Origin of the sequence: Streptomyces vietnamensis, from assembly GCF_000830005.1 — a bacterium.
In the GTDB taxonomy this organism is placed as follows: Bacteria; Actinomycetota; Actinomycetes; order Streptomycetales; family Streptomycetaceae; genus Streptomyces; species Streptomyces vietnamensis.
Map to the genome: position 1 here is coordinate 5,529,860 of NZ_CP010407.1, position 18,550 is coordinate 5,548,409.

Sequence of the window (18,550 nt, forward strand, 5' to 3'; positions counted from 1 at the left end):
CCTACCCCCGGTGTCCGGAACGCAATCCTCCCGCACCCCCTGACGTGGCCATACGGGTCATACGGGCATACGAAAGGCCCGGCGGGGCCGCCGGCGGGCTTGTACGGACTCATACGAAGGCCCGGCGGACCACCGGCGGGCTTGTACGGACTCAACTCATACGAAAGGCCCGGTGGACCGAAGCGGTCCACCGGGCCTTTCCCGTCCGATCCCGGGCTCAGAGCGCGCCGAAACCCACGCGGCGCACGGCGGGCTCGCCGAGCTCCACGTACGCGATCTTCTCGGCCGGAACGAGGACCTTGCGGCCCTTCTCGTCAGAGAGGCTGAGCAGCTGCGCCTTGCCGGCCAGCGCGTCGGCCACCAGGCGCTCGACCTCCTCGGCGGACTGCCCGCTCTCCAGAACGATCTCCCGGGGTGCGTGCTGCACGCCGATCTTGACCTCCACGGCTATGTCCCTCCGAACGGTCGCCTTCGCGCGGACACCCGCGCCGTACGCTGCACACATTAGCCCGGAGAGGGGACCCGCACGGGTCAGCCGCCGCACGCCAGGAGCGAACAGCCTCCGGGAATGTTCAGTGGCCCTCGGCGCTGAGCTGGCCGTCCACCGGGTGCAGCGGGAAGCCCGCGATGCCGCGCCAGGCGAGCGAGGTGAGCAGTCCGACCGCCTTGTCGCGGGGGATGCCGGATCCGCTCGACAGCCAGTAGCGGGCGACGACCTGGGAGACCCCGCCGAGGCCGACGGCGAGCAGCATCGACTCGTCCTTCGACAGGCCGGTGTCCTCGGCGATGACGTCGGAGATGGCCTCGGCGCACTGCAGGCTGACCCGGTCCACGCGCTCGCGTACGGCAGGCTCGTTCGTCAGATCGGACTCGAAGACGAGGCGGAACGCGCCGCCCTCGTCCTCGACGTACGCGAAGTACGCGTCCATCGTCGCCGCGACCCGGAGCTTGTTGTCCGTGGTGGAGGCCAGCGCCGTGCGCACGGCGAGCAGGAGGGACTCGCAGTGCTGGTCGAGCAGGGCGAGGTAGAGCTCCAGCTTCCCCGGGAAGTGCTGGTACAGCACCGGCTTGCTGACGCCGGCCCGCTCGGCGATGTCGTCCATGGCGGCGGAGTGGTACCCCTGGGCGACGAAGACCTCCTGGGCCGCGCCGAGCAGCTGGTTCCGTCGGGCACGTCGCGGCAGGCGCGTGCCCCGAGGGCGTGCTGCCTCTGTCTGCTCGATGGCGCTCACGCGGCCTCCCAAAAATCGATCCATGCGCGCTGTCGCGCCGCGCCGCCATCGTACTTTTGGGTAACCCGGCTGTGCGCGGTGCGAACGCAGAATTTCACGGACCGGACGCCCTGGTCGACAGTCGATTCAAAATTAAACCGAACAAATCAGCGGGAGTCGTGTGCTCAGCGGTAGTCGTCCTCGTCGAGGGTGACCACCCGCGCCTGTTCGGACGCGTCGGCCTCGTTCGCCGAGTCGCGCTCGAGATGGGTGGGCTGCTCGTCCTCGCGCTGCTGGAGTTCGGTGTGCTGCTCGGCAGCGTCGGCCTCCGGGATTTCCTGGTCCAGCACGTCGACCTCTTCCTCGGTGAATGTGTCCGGCTCGCTCGGATCGGCAGTCATGCGGCTCCTCCCGGGACGCGGGTCGCGGTGCTCCCGATGGCCCTCTCTACGAGCCTAGGAGCGAACGCGCCATGCCGCATACGCACCTGTGACGGCACCCACACACGTCGGCGCGTGATCGTCTCGTAATATTGCGGCCATGTCTTCGACCGAGCTGCCGGAAACACGGACCGCCGCCGCGCCCTCCGCGGCGCGGACCCGCGCCGTACGGGTCGCAGACGGCGAGGAGCTCCGCTCCGTCGCGCTGCCCGGACTCACCCTCACGGTGCGCGCCCGGCCGGGGAACCGGCCCGGACTGCCGCCCGCGCTGTACGTCCACGGCCTCGGCGGCTCCTCGCAGAACTGGTCCGCCCTGATGCCGCTGCTCGCGGACGTCGTCGACGGCGAGGCGGTCGACCTGCCCGGCTTCGGCGACTCCCCGCCGCCCGACGACGGCAACTACTCGGTCACCGGACACGCCCGCGCCGTCATCCGGCTCCTGGACGCCGGCGGACGTGGACCGGTCCACCTCCTCGGCAACTCGATGGGCGGCGCCGTCGCCACCCGCGTCGCCGCCGTCCGGCCCGACCTGGTCCGCACCCTCACCCTCGTCTCCCCGGCCCTCCCCGAGCTGCGCGCCCAGCGCACCGCCTGGCCTACCGCGCTGCTCGCGGTGCCGGGCGTCGCCTCGTTCTTCGCGAAGCTCACCAAGGACTGGACGGCCGAGCAGCGCGTCAAGGGCGTCCTCTCGCTCTGTTACGGGGACCCCGGCCAGGTCACCGAGGAGGGCTTCCGGCACGCCGTCGAGGAGATGGAGCGGCGCCTGGAGCTCCCGTACTTCTGGGACGCCATGGCCCGCTCCTCGCGCGGCATCGTCGACGCGTACACCCTCGGCGGGCAGCACGGTCTCTGGCGGCAGGCCGAACGGGTCCTCGCCCCGACGCTCCTCGTCTACGGCGGGCGCGACCGGCTCGTCTCGTACCGGATGGCCCGCAGGGCGGCCGCCGCCTTCCGCGGCTCGCGCCTGCTGACCCTCCCCGAGGCGGGGCACGTGGCGATGATGGAGTACCCGGAGACGGTCGCCCAGGCCGTCCGGGACCTGATCGCCGATGACGGCGGGAGCTGATCCGGGGCGTGGGACGACATAGTCGCAAGGGCGCCGCGCCCTCGGTGGCCGACACCGGGCAGCAGGCGGCGGCCGGGGCGGGGACGGGGACGGTCCCGGCGGGACCACCGCCCGGGACGGGACGCCGCCGCAGGACCACGGGAGGTGCCGACCAGGAGACCACCTGGACCCAGGGGTACGGGACTCCGGCGCAGGGCACGCCGATGTACGGCACGCCGGCGCACGGCACGCCGCAGTACGGAAACCCGACACAGGCCGCTCCGCGACACGGGACTCCGGCGCAGGGGACGCCGGTGTACGGCACTCCGGCGCAGGGGACGCCGCAGTACGGGGCTCAGGCGCAGGGGGCTCCGCGGCAGGGAAACCCGGCGCAGGGCACTCCGCGACACGGGACTCCCGCGCACGGCACGCCGCAGTACGGGGCTCAGGCGCAGGGCGCTCCACGGCAGGGAAACCCGGCGCAGGGCACTCCGCGGCAGGGAAACCCGGCGCAGGCCGGTCCGCGGCACGGCACTCCGGCACACGGCACGCCGCAGTACGGCACTCCCGCGCACGGCACCCCCCAGTACGGGACCCCGGCGGCCGGCACTCCGGTCCGTGGCGTTCCCCGGTACGGCACGCCGCGCCACGCGACTCCCGCGCACGGCACCCCCGCCTACCCGGGCGGAGCCTCCGACACCCCCGCGCACGGTGTGCCCGTGCGGGGTGGTCACCCGCAGGACGACGAGGGCTCCGGCCCGCGTCCCGCGCCGGTCGGGCCCCGGCGTGGTGCTCCCCGGACCGCTGCCCCCGAACAGGCCGATCCCCAGGCGCCGTTCATCCCCGCGCCCCGCCGCGAGAGCGTCGGCGACGAGCCGGAGGCGGAGGCCCCGGCCGGCCGGGGCGGTCTCGGCCGCACCCTCACCGGCGTCGCGGCCGCCGCCGTCGCGACCGTCCTCGCCGTCGTCGTCGCCGGGCAGGTCACCGGCCGGGAGGAGACCCCGCCCGCCCGTGCTGCCGAGGGGCCGGCCGAGCGGCCGACGGACGACACCTCGGCCTCCCGTTCCGACGACCGGGCCGTACCGGAGAAGCCGGCGCCCGCCGTCACCCCGCCGACGTACGAGCAGCTGATGACCCGGCAGTTCCCGATCGACCCGAAGCTGAAGGGCTCCGGGGAGTTCGAGGCCGTGCCGGGCCTGGCGAAGGCGCCCGGCAAGGGACGGCTGATCCGCTACCGGGTCGACGTCGAGAAGGGGATCGGTCTCGACGGGAAGCTCTTCGCCGACGCCGTGCAGAAGACCCTCAACGACAAGCGCAGCTGGGCCGGCCGGGGCGAGATGGCCTTCGAGCGCGTTTCCAGCGGCGAGCCGGAGTTCGTGATCACGCTCGCCAGCCCGGGGACCACTGGCGAATGGTGCAAGAAGTCCGGGCTCGACACCACCGTCGACAACGTCTCCTGCGATTCCGCCTCCACCGAGCGCGTGATGATCAATGCCTTCCGCTGGGCGCAGGGGTCGGTGACCTTCGGTCCGAAGGCGATGTACGCCTATCGCCAGATGCTCATCAACCACGAGGTCGGACACCGGCTCGGCCACGGGCACGTGAGCTGCCGCACACCGGGTGCGCTCGCCCCCGTGATGCAGCAGCAGACGAAGTCCCTGGACATCGACGGAATCAAGTGCCGCCCCAACCCCTGGGTGTACCCCACGAGTTGACGGGCCGTCCGGACCGTCGTCGTCCGTATGTCGAGACGGGTGTCTCGGGAATGCATGGCTGCGCGTTGACATCGCTCACGCGTTCGTCCATATTTCTCGGCATGTCGCACCGTCACGCCGTTACCGATAGCGCCGCCCTTGAGCTGGCGCTCTTCGGCGTGACCGGACACACGGTCGCCGACATTCTCTGTAGCTGACGCAGCCCGAGCGCTCGTCGGCCTTTCGTTTTTCTCGCCGCGCCCGGGTTCTTCATTCCCGCAGGCGCCGTCCCCCCTTTCGGGCCTTTTCCCCGTGCCTGCGGAATTTCCTTTCCTTTTCCCGCAGTTCACCCCGAGAGGTTTCCTTCCGATGCGTTCATCGTCCGTCATCTCGCGCCGCGTGGCAGCGGCCGCCGTCAGTGTCGTCCTGGCCTCGGGCGCCGCCGCCTGCGGTCCCGAGGACGCCGGCGCCAAGGGCGGTACCTCCGGCAAGGCCGCGGACGCCCCGCAGAAGGGCGGCACGCTCACCGTCCTCAACAGCGAGGCCCAGACCGACTTCGACCCCGCCCGCCTCTACACCTCCGGCGGCGGCAACGTCCCCTCCCTCGTCTTCCGCACGCTCACCACCCGCAACCGCGAGGCGGGCGCCGCCGGCACCCAGGTCGTCCCCGACCTCGCCACCGACACCGGCCGCCCCAACAAGGACGCCACCGAGTGGACGTACACGCTGAAGGAGGGCCTGAAGTTCGAGGACGGCACGCCCATCACCAGCGCCGACATCAAGTACGGCATCGAGCGCTCCTTCGCGGCCGAGCTCTCCGGCGGCGCGCCCTACCTGCGCGACTGGCTCGTCGGCGGCGACACCTACCAGGGTCCGTACAAGGACAAGAAGGGCCTCGCGTCCATCGTCACCCCCGACGCCCGGACGATCGTCTTCAAGCTGAAGAAGCCCGAGGGCGAGTTCCCGTTCCTCGCCACCCAGACCCAGTTCGCCCCCGTCCCCAAGGCCAAGGACACCGGCGCCAAGTACGAGGAGCACCCGGTCTCCTCCGGCCCGTACAAGGTCGTCGAGAACGACAACGACGGCGAGCACCTCGTCCTGGAGCGCAACGAGCACTGGGACCCCAAGACCGACGAGGAGCGCAAGGCCTACCCGGACAAGATCGACGTCAAGTCCGGCCTCGACGCGGCCGTCATCAACCAGCGCCTCGCCACCTCCTCCGGCGCCGACGCCGCCGCCCTCACCACCGACACCAACCTCGGCCCCGCCGAGCTCGCCCAGATCGGCTCCGACAAGGAGCTCGCCGCCCGCGTCGGCACCGGCCACTTCGGCTTCACCAACTACATCGCCTTCAACCCGAAGGTGAAGCCCTTCGACAACCCGAAGGTCCGCCAGGCCATCTCGTACGCGGTCAACCGCACCAGCGTCGTCAACGCCGCCGGCGGCTCCGCGCTCGCCGAGGCCGCCACCACCTTCCTGCCCGAGCAGAAGGCCTTCGGCTTCACGCCGTACGACCACTTCCCGGCCGGGAAGACCGGCGACCCGGAGAAGGCCAAGGCGCTGCTCAAGGAGGCCGGCTACCCGAACGGGCTCACCGTCACCCTGCTGCACTCCACCGCCCAGAACCGCACGACGAGCCCCGAGATCGCCACCGCCGTCCAGGAGGCCCTCGGCAAGGCCGGCATCACCGTCAAGCTCGACGGGCAGGAACCCAACTCCTTCAACGAGAAGCGCTGGAGCGTCAAGGACGCCCCCGGCTTCTTCCTCTCCCGCTGGGGTGCCGACTGGCCGGCCGGCGGCCCGTTCCTCGCGCCGATCTTCGACGGACGCCAGATCGTCACCAACGGCTCCAACTACAACCACGCGCAGCTGAACGACCCGGCGGTCAACAAGGAGATCGACGAGATCAACAAGCTGACCGACCACGAGGCCGCCGCCGCCCGCTGGGGCGCCCTCGACAAGAAGATCGGCGAGCAGGCCCTCGACGTGCCCCTCTTCCACCCGGTCTACAAGCAGCTCGTCGGCAAGGACATCAAGAACGTCGTCATCAGCGACTGGACCGGTGTCCTCGACATCTCGCAGATCGCGGTCAAGTGACGACCCTGACCGACGCCCCGGCGCCCGTGGCGGGCCTCCCCGCCACGGGCGCCGCCCGGCAGGTGTGGCGACGGCTCCGCACCCGCCCGGCCGCCCTCGTCTCCGCCGCCGTCCTCCTCCTGCTCGTCCTCCTCGCCCTCGCCGCTCCGCTGCTCGCCGCCCTGGAGGGCCAGGACCCGCACACGTACCACGACGACCTCGTCGACTCGGCCCGCGGCGGCGTCCCGTACGGCGCCTTCGGCGGGGCGAGCGCCGAGCACTGGCTCGGCGTCGAACCCGGCACCGGCCGCGACCTGTTCGTCCGCCTCCTCTACGGCGCCCGGATCTCCCTCCTCGTCGCCGTCGGCGCCACCACCGTCCAGATCCTCATCGGCGTCCTCGTCGGCCTCGCCGCCGGACTCGGCAGCCGGTGGCTCGACGGGTTCCTCAGCCGCGTCACCGACGTGCTCGTCGCGCTCCCGATGCTGGTCCTCGCCCTCGCGCTGACCGCCGTCGTCCCGCGCGACTTCCCCCGGCCGCTGCTCCTGATCCTCGTCATCGGACTGCTCGGCTGGGCCTACACCTCCCGGATCGTGCGCGCCCAGACGCTCACCCTCAGGAGCCTCGACTTCGTCGCCGCCTCCCGCCTCACCGGCTCCGGCCGGTGGCGGACCGCCCGCCGGGAGCTGCTGCCCTCCCTCGCCGCCCCCGTCATCACCTACGCGGCGATCTCCTTCCCCACCAACATCGTCGTCGAGGCCTCCCTCTCCTTCCTCGGCGTGGGCGTCACCCCGCCCACCCCGTCCTGGGGACAGATGCTGTCGACCGCACAGACCTGGTTCCGGGCCGACCCCGCGTACGTCCTGCTGCCCGCCGGACTGCTCTTCGCCACCGTGCTCGCCTTCACCGTCCTCGGCGACGCCGTCCGCACGGCCCTCGACCCGCGCGAGGCGAGCCGGCTGCGGGTCGGCACCCGTAGGGAGTCCCGCAAGGGCACCCGCAAGGAGGCCTCCTGATGATCCGCTTCGTCCTCAAGCGGCTCGCGGGTGCCGTGCTCGTCCTGCTCGCGCTCTCGGTCCTCGTGTACGCCCTCTTCTACCTGGCGCCCGGCGACCCCGCCCGGCTGGCCTGCGGCGAGCGCTGCAACCCCCAGCAGATCGCCCAGGTGCGCGAACAACTCGGCCTGAACGAGAGCGTGTTCGGACAGTACCTGCACTTCCTCCAGGGCGTGTTCGCCGGCCGCGACTACTCCACCGGCACCTCCGTCACCCACTGCGACGCGCCCTGCCTCGGCCTCTCGTACCAGAACGACCAGCAGGTCACCCAGCTCGTCCTGGAACGGCTCCCCGCCACCGCGTCCCTCGCCCTCGGCGCCATGGTCGTCTGGCTCCTCGTCGGCGTCGGCACCGGACTCCTCTCGGCGCTCCGCCGCGGCGGCATCACCGAGCGCGTCCTGACCGTGCTCACCCTCGCCGGGACCGGCACGCCCGTCTTCATCCTCGGGCTGCTGCTCCTCATGGCCGTCTGCGCCTACCTGCAGTGGCTGCCCTTCCCCTCGTACGTGCCGTTCGGCGACGACCCCGAGCAGTGGGCCTGGAACATGCTGCTGCCCTGGCTCACCCTCGGCTTCTTCGAATCCGCCAAGTACGCGCGGCTGACCCGCAGTTCCACCCTGGAGACGCTCGCCGAGGACCACATCCGCACCTTCCGCGCGTACGGGGTGGGGGAGCGGTCCGTCGTCACCCGCCACGCGCTGCGCGGCGCCGTGCCGCCGGTCATCGCGATCAGCGCCGTCGACCTCGGCTCGATGTTCGGCGGGGCCGTGCTCACCGAGTCCCTCTTCGGCATCCCCGGGCTCGGCAAGACCCTCCTCGACGGGGTCCGCACGATCGACCTGCCCGTGGTGGTGGGCGTCGTCATGGTGATGGGTGCGGCCGTCGTCCTCGCCAACGTCCTCGCGGACCTGCTGTACGCGGCCGCCGACCGAAGGGTGGTCCTGACGTGACCCCGCTTGTCGAAGTCCGGGACCTCAGCGTCGAGTTCGAGCGGGAGGCCGGGGCCGTGCGGGCCGTCGACGGGCTCTCCTTCACCCTCGGCGAGGGCCGGGCGCTCGCCCTCGTCGGCGAGTCCGGCAGCGGCAAGTCCACCGTCGCCGGCGCCCTCCTCGGCCTCCACCGGGGCACCGGCGCGCGGGTCGGCGGCACCGTGCGGGTCGACGGCATCGACGTCGGCACCGCCGGCCCCGCCGAACTGCGGCGGCTGCGCGGCGGGGTCGCCGCGATGGTCTTCCAGGACCCGCTGTCGGCCCTGGATCCGTACTACTCCGTCGGCGACCAGATCGCGGAGGTGTATCGGATCCATCGTCCTGGATCCGATATCCAGCAGCCTGGATCCAAGATCCATAAGCCTGGATCCTGGATCCATCGTCCTGGATCCAAGAAGGCCGCCCGCGCCCGCGCGATCGAGGTCCTCGACCGGGTCGGCATCCCCGACGCCGCCCGCCGCTCCCGGTCCCGCCCGCACGAGTTCAGCGGCGGCATGCGGCAGCGGGCCCTCCTCGCGATGGCCCTCGCCTGCGAGCCGAAGCTCATCGTCGCCGACGAACCCACCACCGCCCTCGACGTCACCGTGCAGGCCCAGATCCTCGACCTGCTGCACGAACTGCGGCGCGAGACCGGCACCGCGCTGCTCCTCGTCACCCACGACGTCGGCGTGGCCGCCGAGAGCGTCGACGAGGTGCTCGTCATGCGCGACGGGCGCGAGGTCGAGCGCGGCCCCGTCGCCGGGGTGCTCGGCGCGCCCTCGGCGCCGTACACCCGCACGCTGCTCTCCGCCGTGCCCCGGCTCGACGGGCCGGCCCGGACCCCCGCCGCCCGGCCGGGCGAGGTGCTCCTCGAAGCCGTCGACCTGCGGCGGGAGTTCGGCCGGGGCAAGGCCGCCGTGACCGCCGTCGACGGGGTCTCCCTCACCGTCCGCGCCGGCGAGACCCTCGGCGTCGTCGGGGAGTCCGGCAGCGGCAAGACCACCCTCGGCCGGATGCTCGTACGGCTCCTCGACCCGACCGGCGGCGAACTCCGGTACGGGGGCGAGGAGATCGGCACCCTGCCGGAGCGGGAGCTGCGCCCGTACCGCCGCGAGCTCCAGATGGTCTTCCAGGACCCGGTCTCCTCCCTCAACCCGCGCCGCTCCGTCGGCGAGTCGATCGCCGACCCGCTGCGCGTGGCGGGGGAGCGGGACGAGACCTGGATCCGGGACCGGGTGCGGGAACTGCTCGACCGGGTGGGGCTCGACCCCGACCGGTACGAGGCCTATCCGCACGAGTTCAGCGGCGGCCAGCGCCAGCGCGTCGGCATCGCCCGCGCCCTCGCCGCCGAACCCCGGCTGATCGTCTGCGACGAACCCGTCTCCGCGCTCGACGTCACCACCCAGGCCCAGGTGACCGCGCTGCTCGCCGAGCTCCAGGCCGAACTCGGCCTCGGGCTCGTCTTCATCGCCCACGACCTCGCGGTCGTCCGCCAGGTCAGCGACCGGGTCGCCGTCATGCGCGGGGGCCGGATCGTCGAGCAGGGCTCGGTCGGCGAGGTGTACGGGGCGCCCCAGGACCCGTACACCCGGCAGCTGCTCGCCGCCGTCCCCTCGCTCGACCCGGTGCTCGCGGCGGAGCGCCGGGAACGACGCCAGGAGCTGGCCGTCGCCTGACCCTCCGTGACCGTTCCGCCGCGTACCGCGACAGAACGCGACCGGGGTGGGAAAGTTACGTGCATTCACCCCTTCCGGTGGTGCGACGGACAACCGTCCGTCGCACCACCGGTGTCTCCGCTTACGTTCTTCCCGCTGTGAGTCACCGGGCCGACGGTGACCGGCGTCAAGGGAGATCGGGGGTGCGCGCGTGCGGATCGGACTGCTCACGGAGGGTGGCTACCCGTACGCCACCGGTGAGTCCGGACGCTGGTGCGAGCGGCTCGTACGCGGGCTCGGACAGCACCAGTTCGACCTCTACGCCCTCGGCGGGACCGGCACCCCGCTGCCCCTGCCGCCGAACGCCCGCGTCGCGCGCGCCACTCGCGGCGCTCGCGGCGGCGACCTCGGCGGCCCGGACACGGCCCCGGCCCCGGCCGCGAAGGGCCTCGCCGAGCACCGCGCCTCCCGCCGGGCCTACGGACGCCACGAGCGGCGCCGCTTCACCGAGGCCTACCACCGGCTCGCCACCGGACTCTGCGCCGAGGACGACGCGACCTCCTCCGCCGGCGGACTCCGTGCCGAGGAGGGCTCGACCTCCTTCGCCGAAGGGCTCTACGCCCTCGCCGAACTCGCCCGCGAACGCGGCGGACTGCCCGGCGCACTCCGCTCCGACGACGCCGTCCGCGCCCTGGAGTCCGCCTGCCGCGCGCCCGGCGCACGCCGGGGCGCGGCCGCCGCCGGACTCCCCGACCACCTCGCCTTCGCCGAGCACCTGGAGCGGGCCCTGCGCCCCCTCTCCCTCGACTGGTACGAGGAGGACGCGCTCGGCGCCGCCGACCTCTGCCACGCCGCCGCCGGAGGCGTCACCGCCCTCCCCGGGCTGTTGGCCAAACGCTTCTTCGGCACCCCGCTGCTCGTCACCGAGTACGGCGTACCGCTGCGCGCCCACTACCTCTCGGCGGCCGGCGCCGACCGCTCCGCCCCCCTCCGCGCCCTGCTCGCCGCCCTCCACGGCCGGCTCGTCGGCGAGATCTACCGGCAGGCCGCCCTCCTCACCCCCGGCAACGCCCACGCCCGCCGCTGGCAGGAGAAGTGCGGCGCCGACCGGGCCCGCATCCGCACCGTCCACCCCGGCATGGCCGCCGAGCGCTTCGCCGAGGTCGGCGAGGACGAGGAGAGCGGCGACCCCGCCACCCTCGTCTGGGTCGGCCGCGTCGAACCCGCCAAGGACCTCATCGGCCTCCTCCACGCCTTCGCCGAGATCCGGGCCCGGCAGCCCGACGCCCGGCTGCGGATCGTCGCCGTGCCCGACCGCGAACCCGGCGCCTGCACCTACCTCACGTACTGCAAGGGGGTCGCCGCCCAGCTCTTCCCCGACGAGGCCGCCGGGGCGCACGCCGTCGGCGAGAACCCCGTCACCTTCGAGGAGCTCGGCGGCCCCGAGGCGCCCACCCTGGAGGACACGTACGCCTCCGGTGCGCTCGTCGTCATGTCCAGCCTCGTCGAGGGCTTCCCCGCCAGCCTCGTCGAGGCGATGTTCTGCGCACGGGCCACCGTCTCCACCGACGTCGGCGCCGTCGTCGAGATCATCGGCGGCACCGGCCTCGTCGTCCCCCCGCGCAACCCCCGGGCGCTCGCCGACGCGTGCCTCGCGCTGCTCCGCGACCCCGACCGCCGCCACCGGCTCGGCGCCGCGGCCCGCGCCCGCGCGCTGGAACTCTTCACGGTCGACCAGAACCTCGCCGCGTTCCGCGGCATCTACCTCGAACTCCTCTCCCACGCGCCGGTGCGCCACCGCCCCGGGGACGGCGTCCCCTTCGCCCACCCCGCCGAGGCCCATGTGCCGGGCAGCTGGGCGCACAAGGCCGTGACCGCGGGGACAGGAGCCCCCGATGCCTGAAGGAGGCACCCCCATGCGCGGCTCCGCCGCCCCGACGAGCCCCGGAGCCTGGGACGCCCGCTCCGAAGCCCTCCTCGGCACCCCCGCCCTGACGGCGGCCGGCACGCTCGACCTGCGCGCGCCCGCCACCGAGGACACCGTCGACGCCGCGCCCTCCGGGATAGCCCCGGCCCCGGGGGAGGCCACGCTCCCCTGCCCGGGCACGGCCTGGCCCCCGCATCCGACCCCGGACCCGACGGCCCCGCACTCGACGCCGGAGCACGCGGACGCGTCGGACCCGCGCCAAGCACCGGACCCGGCGGGCCCGGCGGTCCCGAGCCCGGCACCGGACGCGGACCGCGTTGCGCCCCGGTCGATTCCGGCCGGGGAAGCGGGCCCGGGCCCGGCAGAGCCGCACCCGGCGGCGGGCCCGGCCGGGAAGGCCGCCCCCGGCCCGGTGCCGGACCCGGACCCGGCGGACGGAGTCCACAGTCGGCCCGCCACGGGCGGCACCCCGCACACGCCGGCACCGGCAGGGCCAGGCGCGTACGGCGCGTCGGAAGCGACTGCGGCAGTGCTCCCGGAGCCCGGCCCCGACCGGCGGCCCGTGGGCCTGCCCGCCGACCGCCCCGCAGTCCCGGCGGGGGTGCCGGAGGCCGCCGCGCGCCCGGAGGGACGAGCCCCCGCGGCCCCGGCGCCCGGCCCCGCGCCTGCGGCCGCGCGCCCCCGCCGCGGGAACGCCGACCCCGTGAAGGTGCTCCTGCACCGGCACCGCGAGCTCTGCGAGCGGGCCGTCGACCCGTTGGAGATCGCCGCGGGCCTCGAAGCGCAGGGATTCACCGACCGGACCGCCGCGCGGTTCCGCCACCGGGACGTGTTCTCGCTCGCCGAGGAGCTGTACGCGCGCGTGCCGCGCGGCCAGGAGAAGCCCGCGCCCGTCGCGGAACCCGAGCCGGCCCGCGCGCCCTGGGCGCTCGCCGCGCTCGCCCCCGGCGGGGTCGCCGGGCTCGCGGGCCTCGGGCTCACCTTCAGCTACGGGCCCGTACGGCTCGCCGTCGGGGCCGCCGGGGCCCTCGCCCTCGGCGGGGCACTGTTCCTCGCCGTCCGCCGGGGACCCTTCCGCGCCCCCGACGGGGGGACCGTCCCCGCCGCCCGGCTCTGGACCCTCTGGCTCCTGGCGTACGCGGTCGGCGGCGACGGACTCCTGGAGGAGGTCCTCGGCGGCGGCCCCGACGGGCCCTGGGAGCTCACCCCCGCCCCCCTCCTGGGCCTCGCCCTCGCCGTCGCCCCCGCCGCCTGGGGCGCCCACCTCTTCGCCCGCCGGGCCCGCCGCCGGATCGCCGACAGCCGCGGCCTCGCCGACTTCGCCGCCGCCACCCGGCCGCTGCTCCTCGGCACCGTGACCCTCCAACTCCTCGCCCTCACCGCCCTGCTCGCCCTCACCGGGTTCAGCCCCGGCGCCCTCGCCCTCGGCGCGCTCCTGCTGCTCGCCCGGCTCCTCACCGTCCACGGCCACCCCGAGACGGCCGCCGCCGCCCTCGCCGCCGCCTGCGCCGCCGAGGCCCTCGCCCCCGCGAGCGTCCTCGCCGCCCGCGTCCCCGTCCCCGGCTTCGACGCGCTCGCCACCCCGGTGCGCGCCCTCGTCGAGGCCTGGGGCCCCGGGGCCGTACCCACCCTCGTCTGCGGCGCCGCCGCGCTCGGCCTGCTGGCCCACGCGACCGCCGCCCTCACCCGGGCATCGGCCCACGCCGCCCCGTGAACCCCCTGCTCACCCGCGGAGCCGACGCCGCGGGCGTGCCCCGTCACCTCTCTCATCACCCGCAAGGAGACCGAAGACCATGACCCCTCGAACCCAAGGACCGGCCGGTCGGCACACAGGGGCCGCACGATGAGGGTGCTACTGCTCGGAGCCAACGGCTTCATCGGACGCTTCGTCGCCGACCGGCTGCTCGCCGACCCGGCCGTCCACCTCACCGCGCTCGGCCGGGGCGACGACGCCGACGTGCGCTTCGACCTCGCCTCCGGCAGCCCCGGCGCGCTCACCCGCTTCCTGGACGCCGTCCACCCCGGGGTCGTCGTCAACTGCGCCGGAGCCACCCGCGGCGGCGCCCGCGACCTGACCCGGCACAACACCGTCGCCGTCGCCACCGTCTGCGAGGCCCTGCGCCGCAGCGGCTGCGGGGCCCGGCTCGTCCAGGTCGGCTGCGCCTCCGAGTACGGGCCGAGCCAGCCCGGCTCCTCCACGGCCGAGGACGCGATCCCGCGCCCCGGCGGCCCGTACGGCGTGTCCAAGCTCGCCGCGACCGAACTCGTCCTCGGCTCCGGGCTCGACGCCGTCGTCCTGCGGGTCTTCTCCCCGGTCGGGCCCGGCACGCCCGCCGGCTCCCCGCTCGGCCGCCTCGCCGAGGCGATGCGCCGCGCGATGCAGGCCGGGGACGGCGAGCTCAAGCTCAGCGGCCTCGGCGTGCAGCGGGACTTCGTCGACGTACGGGACGTGGCGCGGGCCGTCCACGCCGCCTCCCTCTCCGCCGCCCAGGGCGTCGTCAACATCGGCACCGGCCGGGCCGTCCGGCTCCGGGACGCCGCCGCCGTCCTCGCCCGGGTCGCGGGCTACGCCGGCAACCTGCACGAGCTGGACGCCCCGCACGGCATCCCGCAGCGCCCGATGATCGGCGCCCCCCGCACCGAGGGGACCATCGCCGAGCAGCTGGCCTCCGCCCCGTACCCGTACCCCGACGGCTGCGGACCCTGGCAGCAGGCCGACGTCCGCACCGCCCGCGACCGGCTCGGCTGGCGGCCCCGGATCAACCTGGAGGAGTCCCTCGCCGACATCTGGATGGAGGCGGCGTGTCGCATCTGACGACGACCACGGCCACCGGGGCCGTCCAGGCGCTCGGCTTCGGCGTCCCCGGCTACGCCCATCCGCTGCTCGCCCCCGTCGAGTGGGGCGAGCTCACCCGCCCCGGCACCCCGCTGCACTGGGCGGTGCTCAATGTGGCGGAGGGCCCGGGGACCCGTCCGGACCCGCACTGTCTGGAGGCGGCGGGGAGGCTACGCAACGCCGGGGTCAAGGTGCTCGGGCACCTGGACCTGGCGTACGGTTCCCGGCCCTTCGGGGAGCTCGTCTCGGACGCCCACCGCTTCCTCGACTGGTACAAGGTCGGCGGTTTCTACCTGGACCGGGCCCCCGCCGACCGGGCGGACCTGGCCGGGACGCGGCGGCTCACCGCCACCCTGGAGGCCGTGCTCGGCGGCGAGGCCCACCTCGTCCTCGGCCACGGCACCCACCCCCACCCGGGGTACGCCGAGACCGCCGACCAGCTGGTGACCTTCGCCGGCTCCTGGGTGGACTACCGCTGGTCGCAGGTGGCGGAGTGGACCGCCGAGTACACGGAGGCCAAGTTCGTCCACCTCGTCCACGGCGTCCCGCGCACCCACCTCGACGAGGCCCTGCGGATCGCGCGCTGGCAGGGGGCGGGGACGATCTTCTTCACCGACCGCGTCGGCCGTCCGGGACAAAGCGACCAATTCCATACCCTGCCCGGCTACTGGGACGAAATCGTCTCGCGGATTGGACCGGGTGTCTCGGAATGAGAAGGGGCGTGGCAGTGTTACGGGGAGAACAACCGTACTGACATACCGACCACCGGAGTCCCCGTGTCGCTGCCACCCCTGGTCGAGCCGGCTGCCGAGCTCACCGTAGACGAGGTCCGCAGGTACTCCCGCCACCTGATCATCCCGGACGTCGGGATGGACGGGCAGAAGCGGCTGAAGAACGCCAAGGTGCTGTGTGTGGGCGCCGGCGGCCTCGGTTCCCCGGCCCTGATGTACCTGGCCGCCGCCGGCGTGGGCACGCTCGGCATCGTGGAGTTCGACGAGGTCGACGAGTCGAACCTCCAGCGCCAGATCATCCACAGCCAGGCCGACATCGGCCGCTCCAAGGCGGAGTCCGCGAAGGACTCGGTCCTCGGCATCAACCCGTACGTGAACGTGATCCTTCACGAGGAGCGGCTCGAGGCCGACAACGTGATGGACATCTTCAGCCAGTACGACCTGATCGTCGACGGCACCGACAACTTCGCCACCCGTTACCTGGTGAACGACGCCTGCGTGCTGCTCAACAAGCCGTACGTCTGGGGTTCGATCTACCGCTTCGACGGTCAGGCCTCGGTGTTCTGGTCCGAGTACGGCCCCTGCTACCGCTGCCTCTACCCGGAGCCCCCGCCGCCGGGCATGGTCCCCTCCTGCGCCGAGGGCGGCGTCCTGGGCGTGCTCTGCGCGTCCATCGGCTCCATCCAGGTCACCGAGGCCATCAAGGTCCTGGCCGGCGTGGGCGACCCGTTGGTCGGCCGCCTGATGATCTACGACGCCCTGGAGATGCAGTACCGCCAGGTCAAGGTCCGCAAGGACCCCAACTGCGCCGTCTGCGGCGAGAACCCGACCGTCACCGAGCTCATCGACTACGAGGCCTTCTGCGGCGTCGTGTCCGAGGAGGCCCAGGAGGCGGCGCTCGGCTCGACGATCACTCCCAAGCAGCTCAAGGAGTGGATCGACGACGGCGAGAACATCGACATCATCGACGTCCGCGAGGTCAACGAGTACGAGATCGTCTCGATCCCGGGCGCGCGTCTGATCCCGAAGAACGAGTTCCTGATGGGCAACGCCCTCCAGGACCTCCCGCAGGACAAGCGGATCGTCCTGCACTGCAAGACGGGTGTCCGCAGTGCGGAAGTCCTCGCGGTGCTCAAGTCCGCGGGCTTCGCGGACGCGGTCCACGTCGGCGGCGGCGTGATCGGCTGGGTTAACCAGATCGAGCCCGAGAAGCCGATCTACTGAGGCCGGTCCGCTCATACGGTGTGCGGAAGGCCCCGGACCTCAGGTCCGGGGCCTTTCCCTTTGCGTACGGCGGCCTTCCCCTTTGCGTACGGCGGGCTACTTGCAGACCGTGGCCGAGGCAGGGACCTTGCCCGCCAGGAGGTACTCGTCCACCGTCTTCTTCACGCACGCGCTGCCGCTGTTGTAGGCGCCGTGGCCCTCGCCCTCGTACGTGACCTCCACGCCGACGCCCTTGCCGAGCGCGTCCACCATCGACCGGGCGCCCTCGTACGGCGTCGCCGGGTCGCCGGTGTTGCCGACGACGAGGATCGGCGCCGAGCCGGGCGCCGAGACGTCCGGGTGCTCCCAGAGCCCGGGCACCGGCCACTGCGAGCAGCTCGCGAGCGCCCAGCCCATGTAGTCGCCGAAGACGGGGGAGGCCTCGCGGAACCGGCCGAGCCGCTCCTTCGCCTGCCCCAGGGTGTAGCGCTCCTTGAAGTCCACGCAGTTGATCGCCGCGTTCGCCGCCTGGATGTTGCTGTACGAGCCGTTCTCGCCGCGCCCGTTCATCGAGTCGGACAGGGTGAGGAGCAGCGCCCCGTCGCCGCCGTCGGCCGCGTCGAGCCCCTGCTCCAGATACGGCCAGAACTTCTTCGAGTACAGGGCCTGCGCGATGCCGTTGGTGGCCTGCGTCTGGGTGAGTTTCCGGTCGCCGACGCCGGCGATAGGCTCCTTGTCGAGGGCCGCGAGGAGGTTGGTGATCCCCGCCTCGATCTCGGCGACGGTGCTGCCGGGCAGGGTGCACTCGTCGCCGCGGTCCACACAGTCCCGGGCGAAGTTGTCCAGCGCGAGCTGGAAGCCCCTCGCCTGGCCGAGGGCGCCGTCCTCGACGCCCGCGTCCGGGTCGACGACCGCGTCGAAGACGGCCCGGCCCACGTTCTTCGGGAACATGTGGGCGTAGACGCCGCCGAGTTCCGTGCCGTACGAGATGCCGAAGTAGTGCAGCTTCTCGTCGCCGAGGACCTGGCGCATCAGGTCCAGGTCCCGGGCCGCGTTCTCGGTGCCGACGTGCGGCAGGGCCGCGCCCGCGTCGCGCTCGCAGCCCTGCGCGTACCGCTTCTGAGCATCGGACAGCGTCCGCTCCTCGGCGGGGTCGTCGGGCATGAAGTCCAGGGCGTAGTAGGCGTCGAGCTCCTTGTCGGTGGCGCACTCGACGGGGTCGCTGCGGCCGACCCCGCGCGGGTCGAAGGAGACCAGGTCGTAGCGGGTGCGCAGGCTCTCGTAGTCGGAGGCGAAGCCGGGCAGGCCGGTGATGCCGGAGCCGCCGGGCCCGCCGAAGTTGAAGACGAGCGAACCGATCCGCTTCGCGCTGTCACGGGCCTTGGCACGGATGAGGGCCAGCTCGATGGTCTCGCCCTCCGGCACCGACCAGTCCAGCGGCGCCTGGAGGAAGGAGCACTCCCAGGCGGTGCCCCCGGGCAGCGGGGAGGGCGGGGCCCCGCCACCCTCGGCGGCGGACGGCGCCGGGCACGGTGCCCAGGACAGCTTCTGCGCCGTCAGCGCCGAGAGCCCGCCCGTGCCGGTCGGCTTCACCGGGGCCGCCGTACTGTCTCCCCCGTCCGAGCATCCGGCGGCGAGCAGCACGGCGGTGGCGGTCAGCAGAGCGGCGCGCTGGGCGGCGGCGGAGATCGGCATAGGCCCATCGTGGG

Annotated in this window: 15 protein-coding genes; 11 read left to right on the forward strand and 4 right to left on the reverse strand. The window is 73.5% G+C overall.

The window, feature by feature from the left end; genetic code table 11:
• Positions 1–217 precede the first annotated feature (217 nt).
• The 3 genes from SVTN_RS25010 to SVTN_RS25020 all read right to left on the reverse strand — a co-directional run bounded on the left by SVTN_RS25010 (position 218) and on the right by SVTN_RS25020 (position 1,612).
• Positions 218–445 carry a DUF3107 domain-containing protein gene (locus SVTN_RS25010; protein ID WP_041131116.1) on the reverse strand — a complete coding sequence of 76 codons (228 nt, stop codon included), beginning with the start codon at positions 443–445 and terminating at the stop codon, positions 218–220.
• A 127-nt stretch (positions 446–572) separates the two neighbouring features.
• A complete protein-coding gene (locus SVTN_RS25015) occupies positions 573–1,232 on the reverse strand; it encodes a TetR/AcrR family transcriptional regulator (protein ID WP_041131117.1) in 660 nt (219 codons plus the stop codon).
• Between the two features lie 164 nt (positions 1,233–1,396).
• A complete protein-coding gene (locus tag SVTN_RS25020) occupies positions 1,397–1,612 on the reverse strand; it encodes a hypothetical protein (RefSeq protein ID WP_041131118.1) in 216 nt (71 codons plus the stop codon).
• 139 nt (positions 1,613–1,751) lie between these two features.
• Between SVTN_RS25020 and SVTN_RS25025 the strand changes: the two genes are divergently transcribed.
• The 11 genes from SVTN_RS25025 (at position 1,752) to moeZ (ending at position 16,862) form a co-directional block, all read left to right on the forward strand.
• Complete coding sequence (locus SVTN_RS25025; RefSeq protein WP_041131119.1) at positions 1,752–2,717, forward strand: alpha/beta fold hydrolase; 966 nt, start codon at positions 1,752–1,754, stop codon at positions 2,715–2,717.
• Positions 2,718–2,725: 8 nt separating this feature from the next.
• A complete protein-coding gene (locus tag SVTN_RS25030) occupies positions 2,726–4,411 on the forward strand; it encodes a DUF3152 domain-containing protein (RefSeq protein WP_425429016.1) in 1,686 nt (561 codons plus the stop codon).
• 348 nt (positions 4,412–4,759) lie between these two features.
• Complete coding sequence (locus tag SVTN_RS25035; protein WP_041131120.1) at positions 4,760–6,487, forward strand: ABC transporter substrate-binding protein; 1,728 nt, start codon at positions 4,760–4,762, stop codon at positions 6,485–6,487.
• Positions 6,484–7,482 (forward strand): ABC transporter permease, encoded by a 999-nt coding sequence (locus tag SVTN_RS25040; RefSeq protein ID WP_174518285.1) that lies wholly within the window; start codon positions 6,484–6,486, stop codon positions 7,480–7,482. The genes SVTN_RS25035 and SVTN_RS25040 overlap by 4 nt, the downstream gene beginning before the upstream one ends.
• On the forward strand, positions 7,482–8,471 hold the full coding sequence (locus tag SVTN_RS25045) for an ABC transporter permease (protein ID WP_041131121.1): 990 nt from the start codon (positions 7,482–7,484) through the stop codon (positions 8,469–8,471). The genes SVTN_RS25040 and SVTN_RS25045 overlap by 1 nt, the downstream gene beginning before the upstream one ends.
• Entirely contained in the window at positions 8,468–10,165 is a 1,698-nt protein-coding gene (locus tag SVTN_RS25050) for an ABC transporter ATP-binding protein (protein ID WP_041131122.1), read from the forward strand. The genes SVTN_RS25045 and SVTN_RS25050 overlap by 4 nt, the downstream gene beginning before the upstream one ends.
• A gap of 190 nt (positions 10,166–10,355) precedes the next feature.
• A complete protein-coding gene (locus SVTN_RS25055; RefSeq protein ID WP_041131123.1) occupies positions 10,356–12,047 on the forward strand; it encodes a glycosyltransferase in 1,692 nt (563 codons plus the stop codon).
• A 625-nt stretch (positions 12,048–12,672) separates the two neighbouring features.
• Positions 12,673–13,785 (forward strand): hypothetical protein, encoded by a 1,113-nt coding sequence (locus SVTN_RS25060; RefSeq protein WP_425429054.1) that lies wholly within the window; start codon positions 12,673–12,675, stop codon positions 13,783–13,785.
• A gap of 129 nt (positions 13,786–13,914) precedes the next feature.
• Entirely contained in the window at positions 13,915–14,886 is a 972-nt protein-coding gene (locus tag SVTN_RS25065) for an NAD-dependent epimerase/dehydratase family protein (RefSeq protein ID WP_041131124.1), read from the forward strand.
• Positions 14,874–15,620 carry a spherulation-specific family 4 protein gene (locus SVTN_RS25070; RefSeq protein ID WP_041131125.1) on the forward strand — a complete coding sequence of 249 codons (747 nt, stop codon included), beginning with the start codon at positions 14,874–14,876 and terminating at the stop codon, positions 15,618–15,620. Before SVTN_RS25065 ends, SVTN_RS25070 begins: the two co-directional genes overlap by 13 nt.
• A gap of 63 nt (positions 15,621–15,683) precedes the next feature.
• Positions 15,684–16,862 carry an adenylyltransferase/sulfurtransferase MoeZ gene (gene moeZ, locus SVTN_RS25075; RefSeq protein ID WP_041131126.1) on the forward strand — a complete coding sequence of 393 codons (1,179 nt, stop codon included), beginning with the start codon at positions 15,684–15,686 and terminating at the stop codon, positions 16,860–16,862.
• 96 nt (positions 16,863–16,958) lie between these two features.
• Here moeZ and SVTN_RS25080 read toward each other — a convergent pair whose 3' ends face one another.
• Positions 16,959–18,536: an alpha/beta hydrolase gene (locus SVTN_RS25080; RefSeq protein ID WP_041131127.1), complete on the reverse strand. Its 1,578-nt coding sequence runs from the start codon at positions 18,534–18,536 to the stop codon at positions 16,959–16,961.
• Positions 18,537–18,550: the final 14 nt, after the last annotated feature.

What these genes read in the sequence shown, in the direction of transcription:
- SVTN_RS25020 (WP_041131118.1), bottom strand. Translation starts at nt 1,612, where the DNA reads ATGACTGCCGATCCGAGCGAGCCGGACACATTCACCGAGGAAGAGGTC.
- SVTN_RS25025 (WP_041131119.1), top strand. Translation starts at nt 1,752, where the DNA reads ATGTCTTCGACCGAGCTGCCGGAAACACGGACCGCCGCCGCGCCCTCC.
- SVTN_RS25035 (WP_041131120.1), top strand. Translation starts at nt 4,760, where the DNA reads ATGCGTTCATCGTCCGTCATCTCGCGCCGCGTGGCAGCGGCCGCCGTC.
- SVTN_RS25045 (WP_041131121.1), top strand. Translation starts at nt 7,482, where the DNA reads ATGATCCGCTTCGTCCTCAAGCGGCTCGCGGGTGCCGTGCTCGTCCTG.
- SVTN_RS25065 (WP_041131124.1), top strand. Translation starts at nt 13,915, where the DNA reads ATGAGGGTGCTACTGCTCGGAGCCAACGGCTTCATCGGACGCTTCGTC.
- SVTN_RS25080 (WP_041131127.1), bottom strand. Translation starts at nt 18,536, where the DNA reads ATGCCGATCTCCGCCGCCGCCCAGCGCGCCGCTCTGCTGACCGCCACC.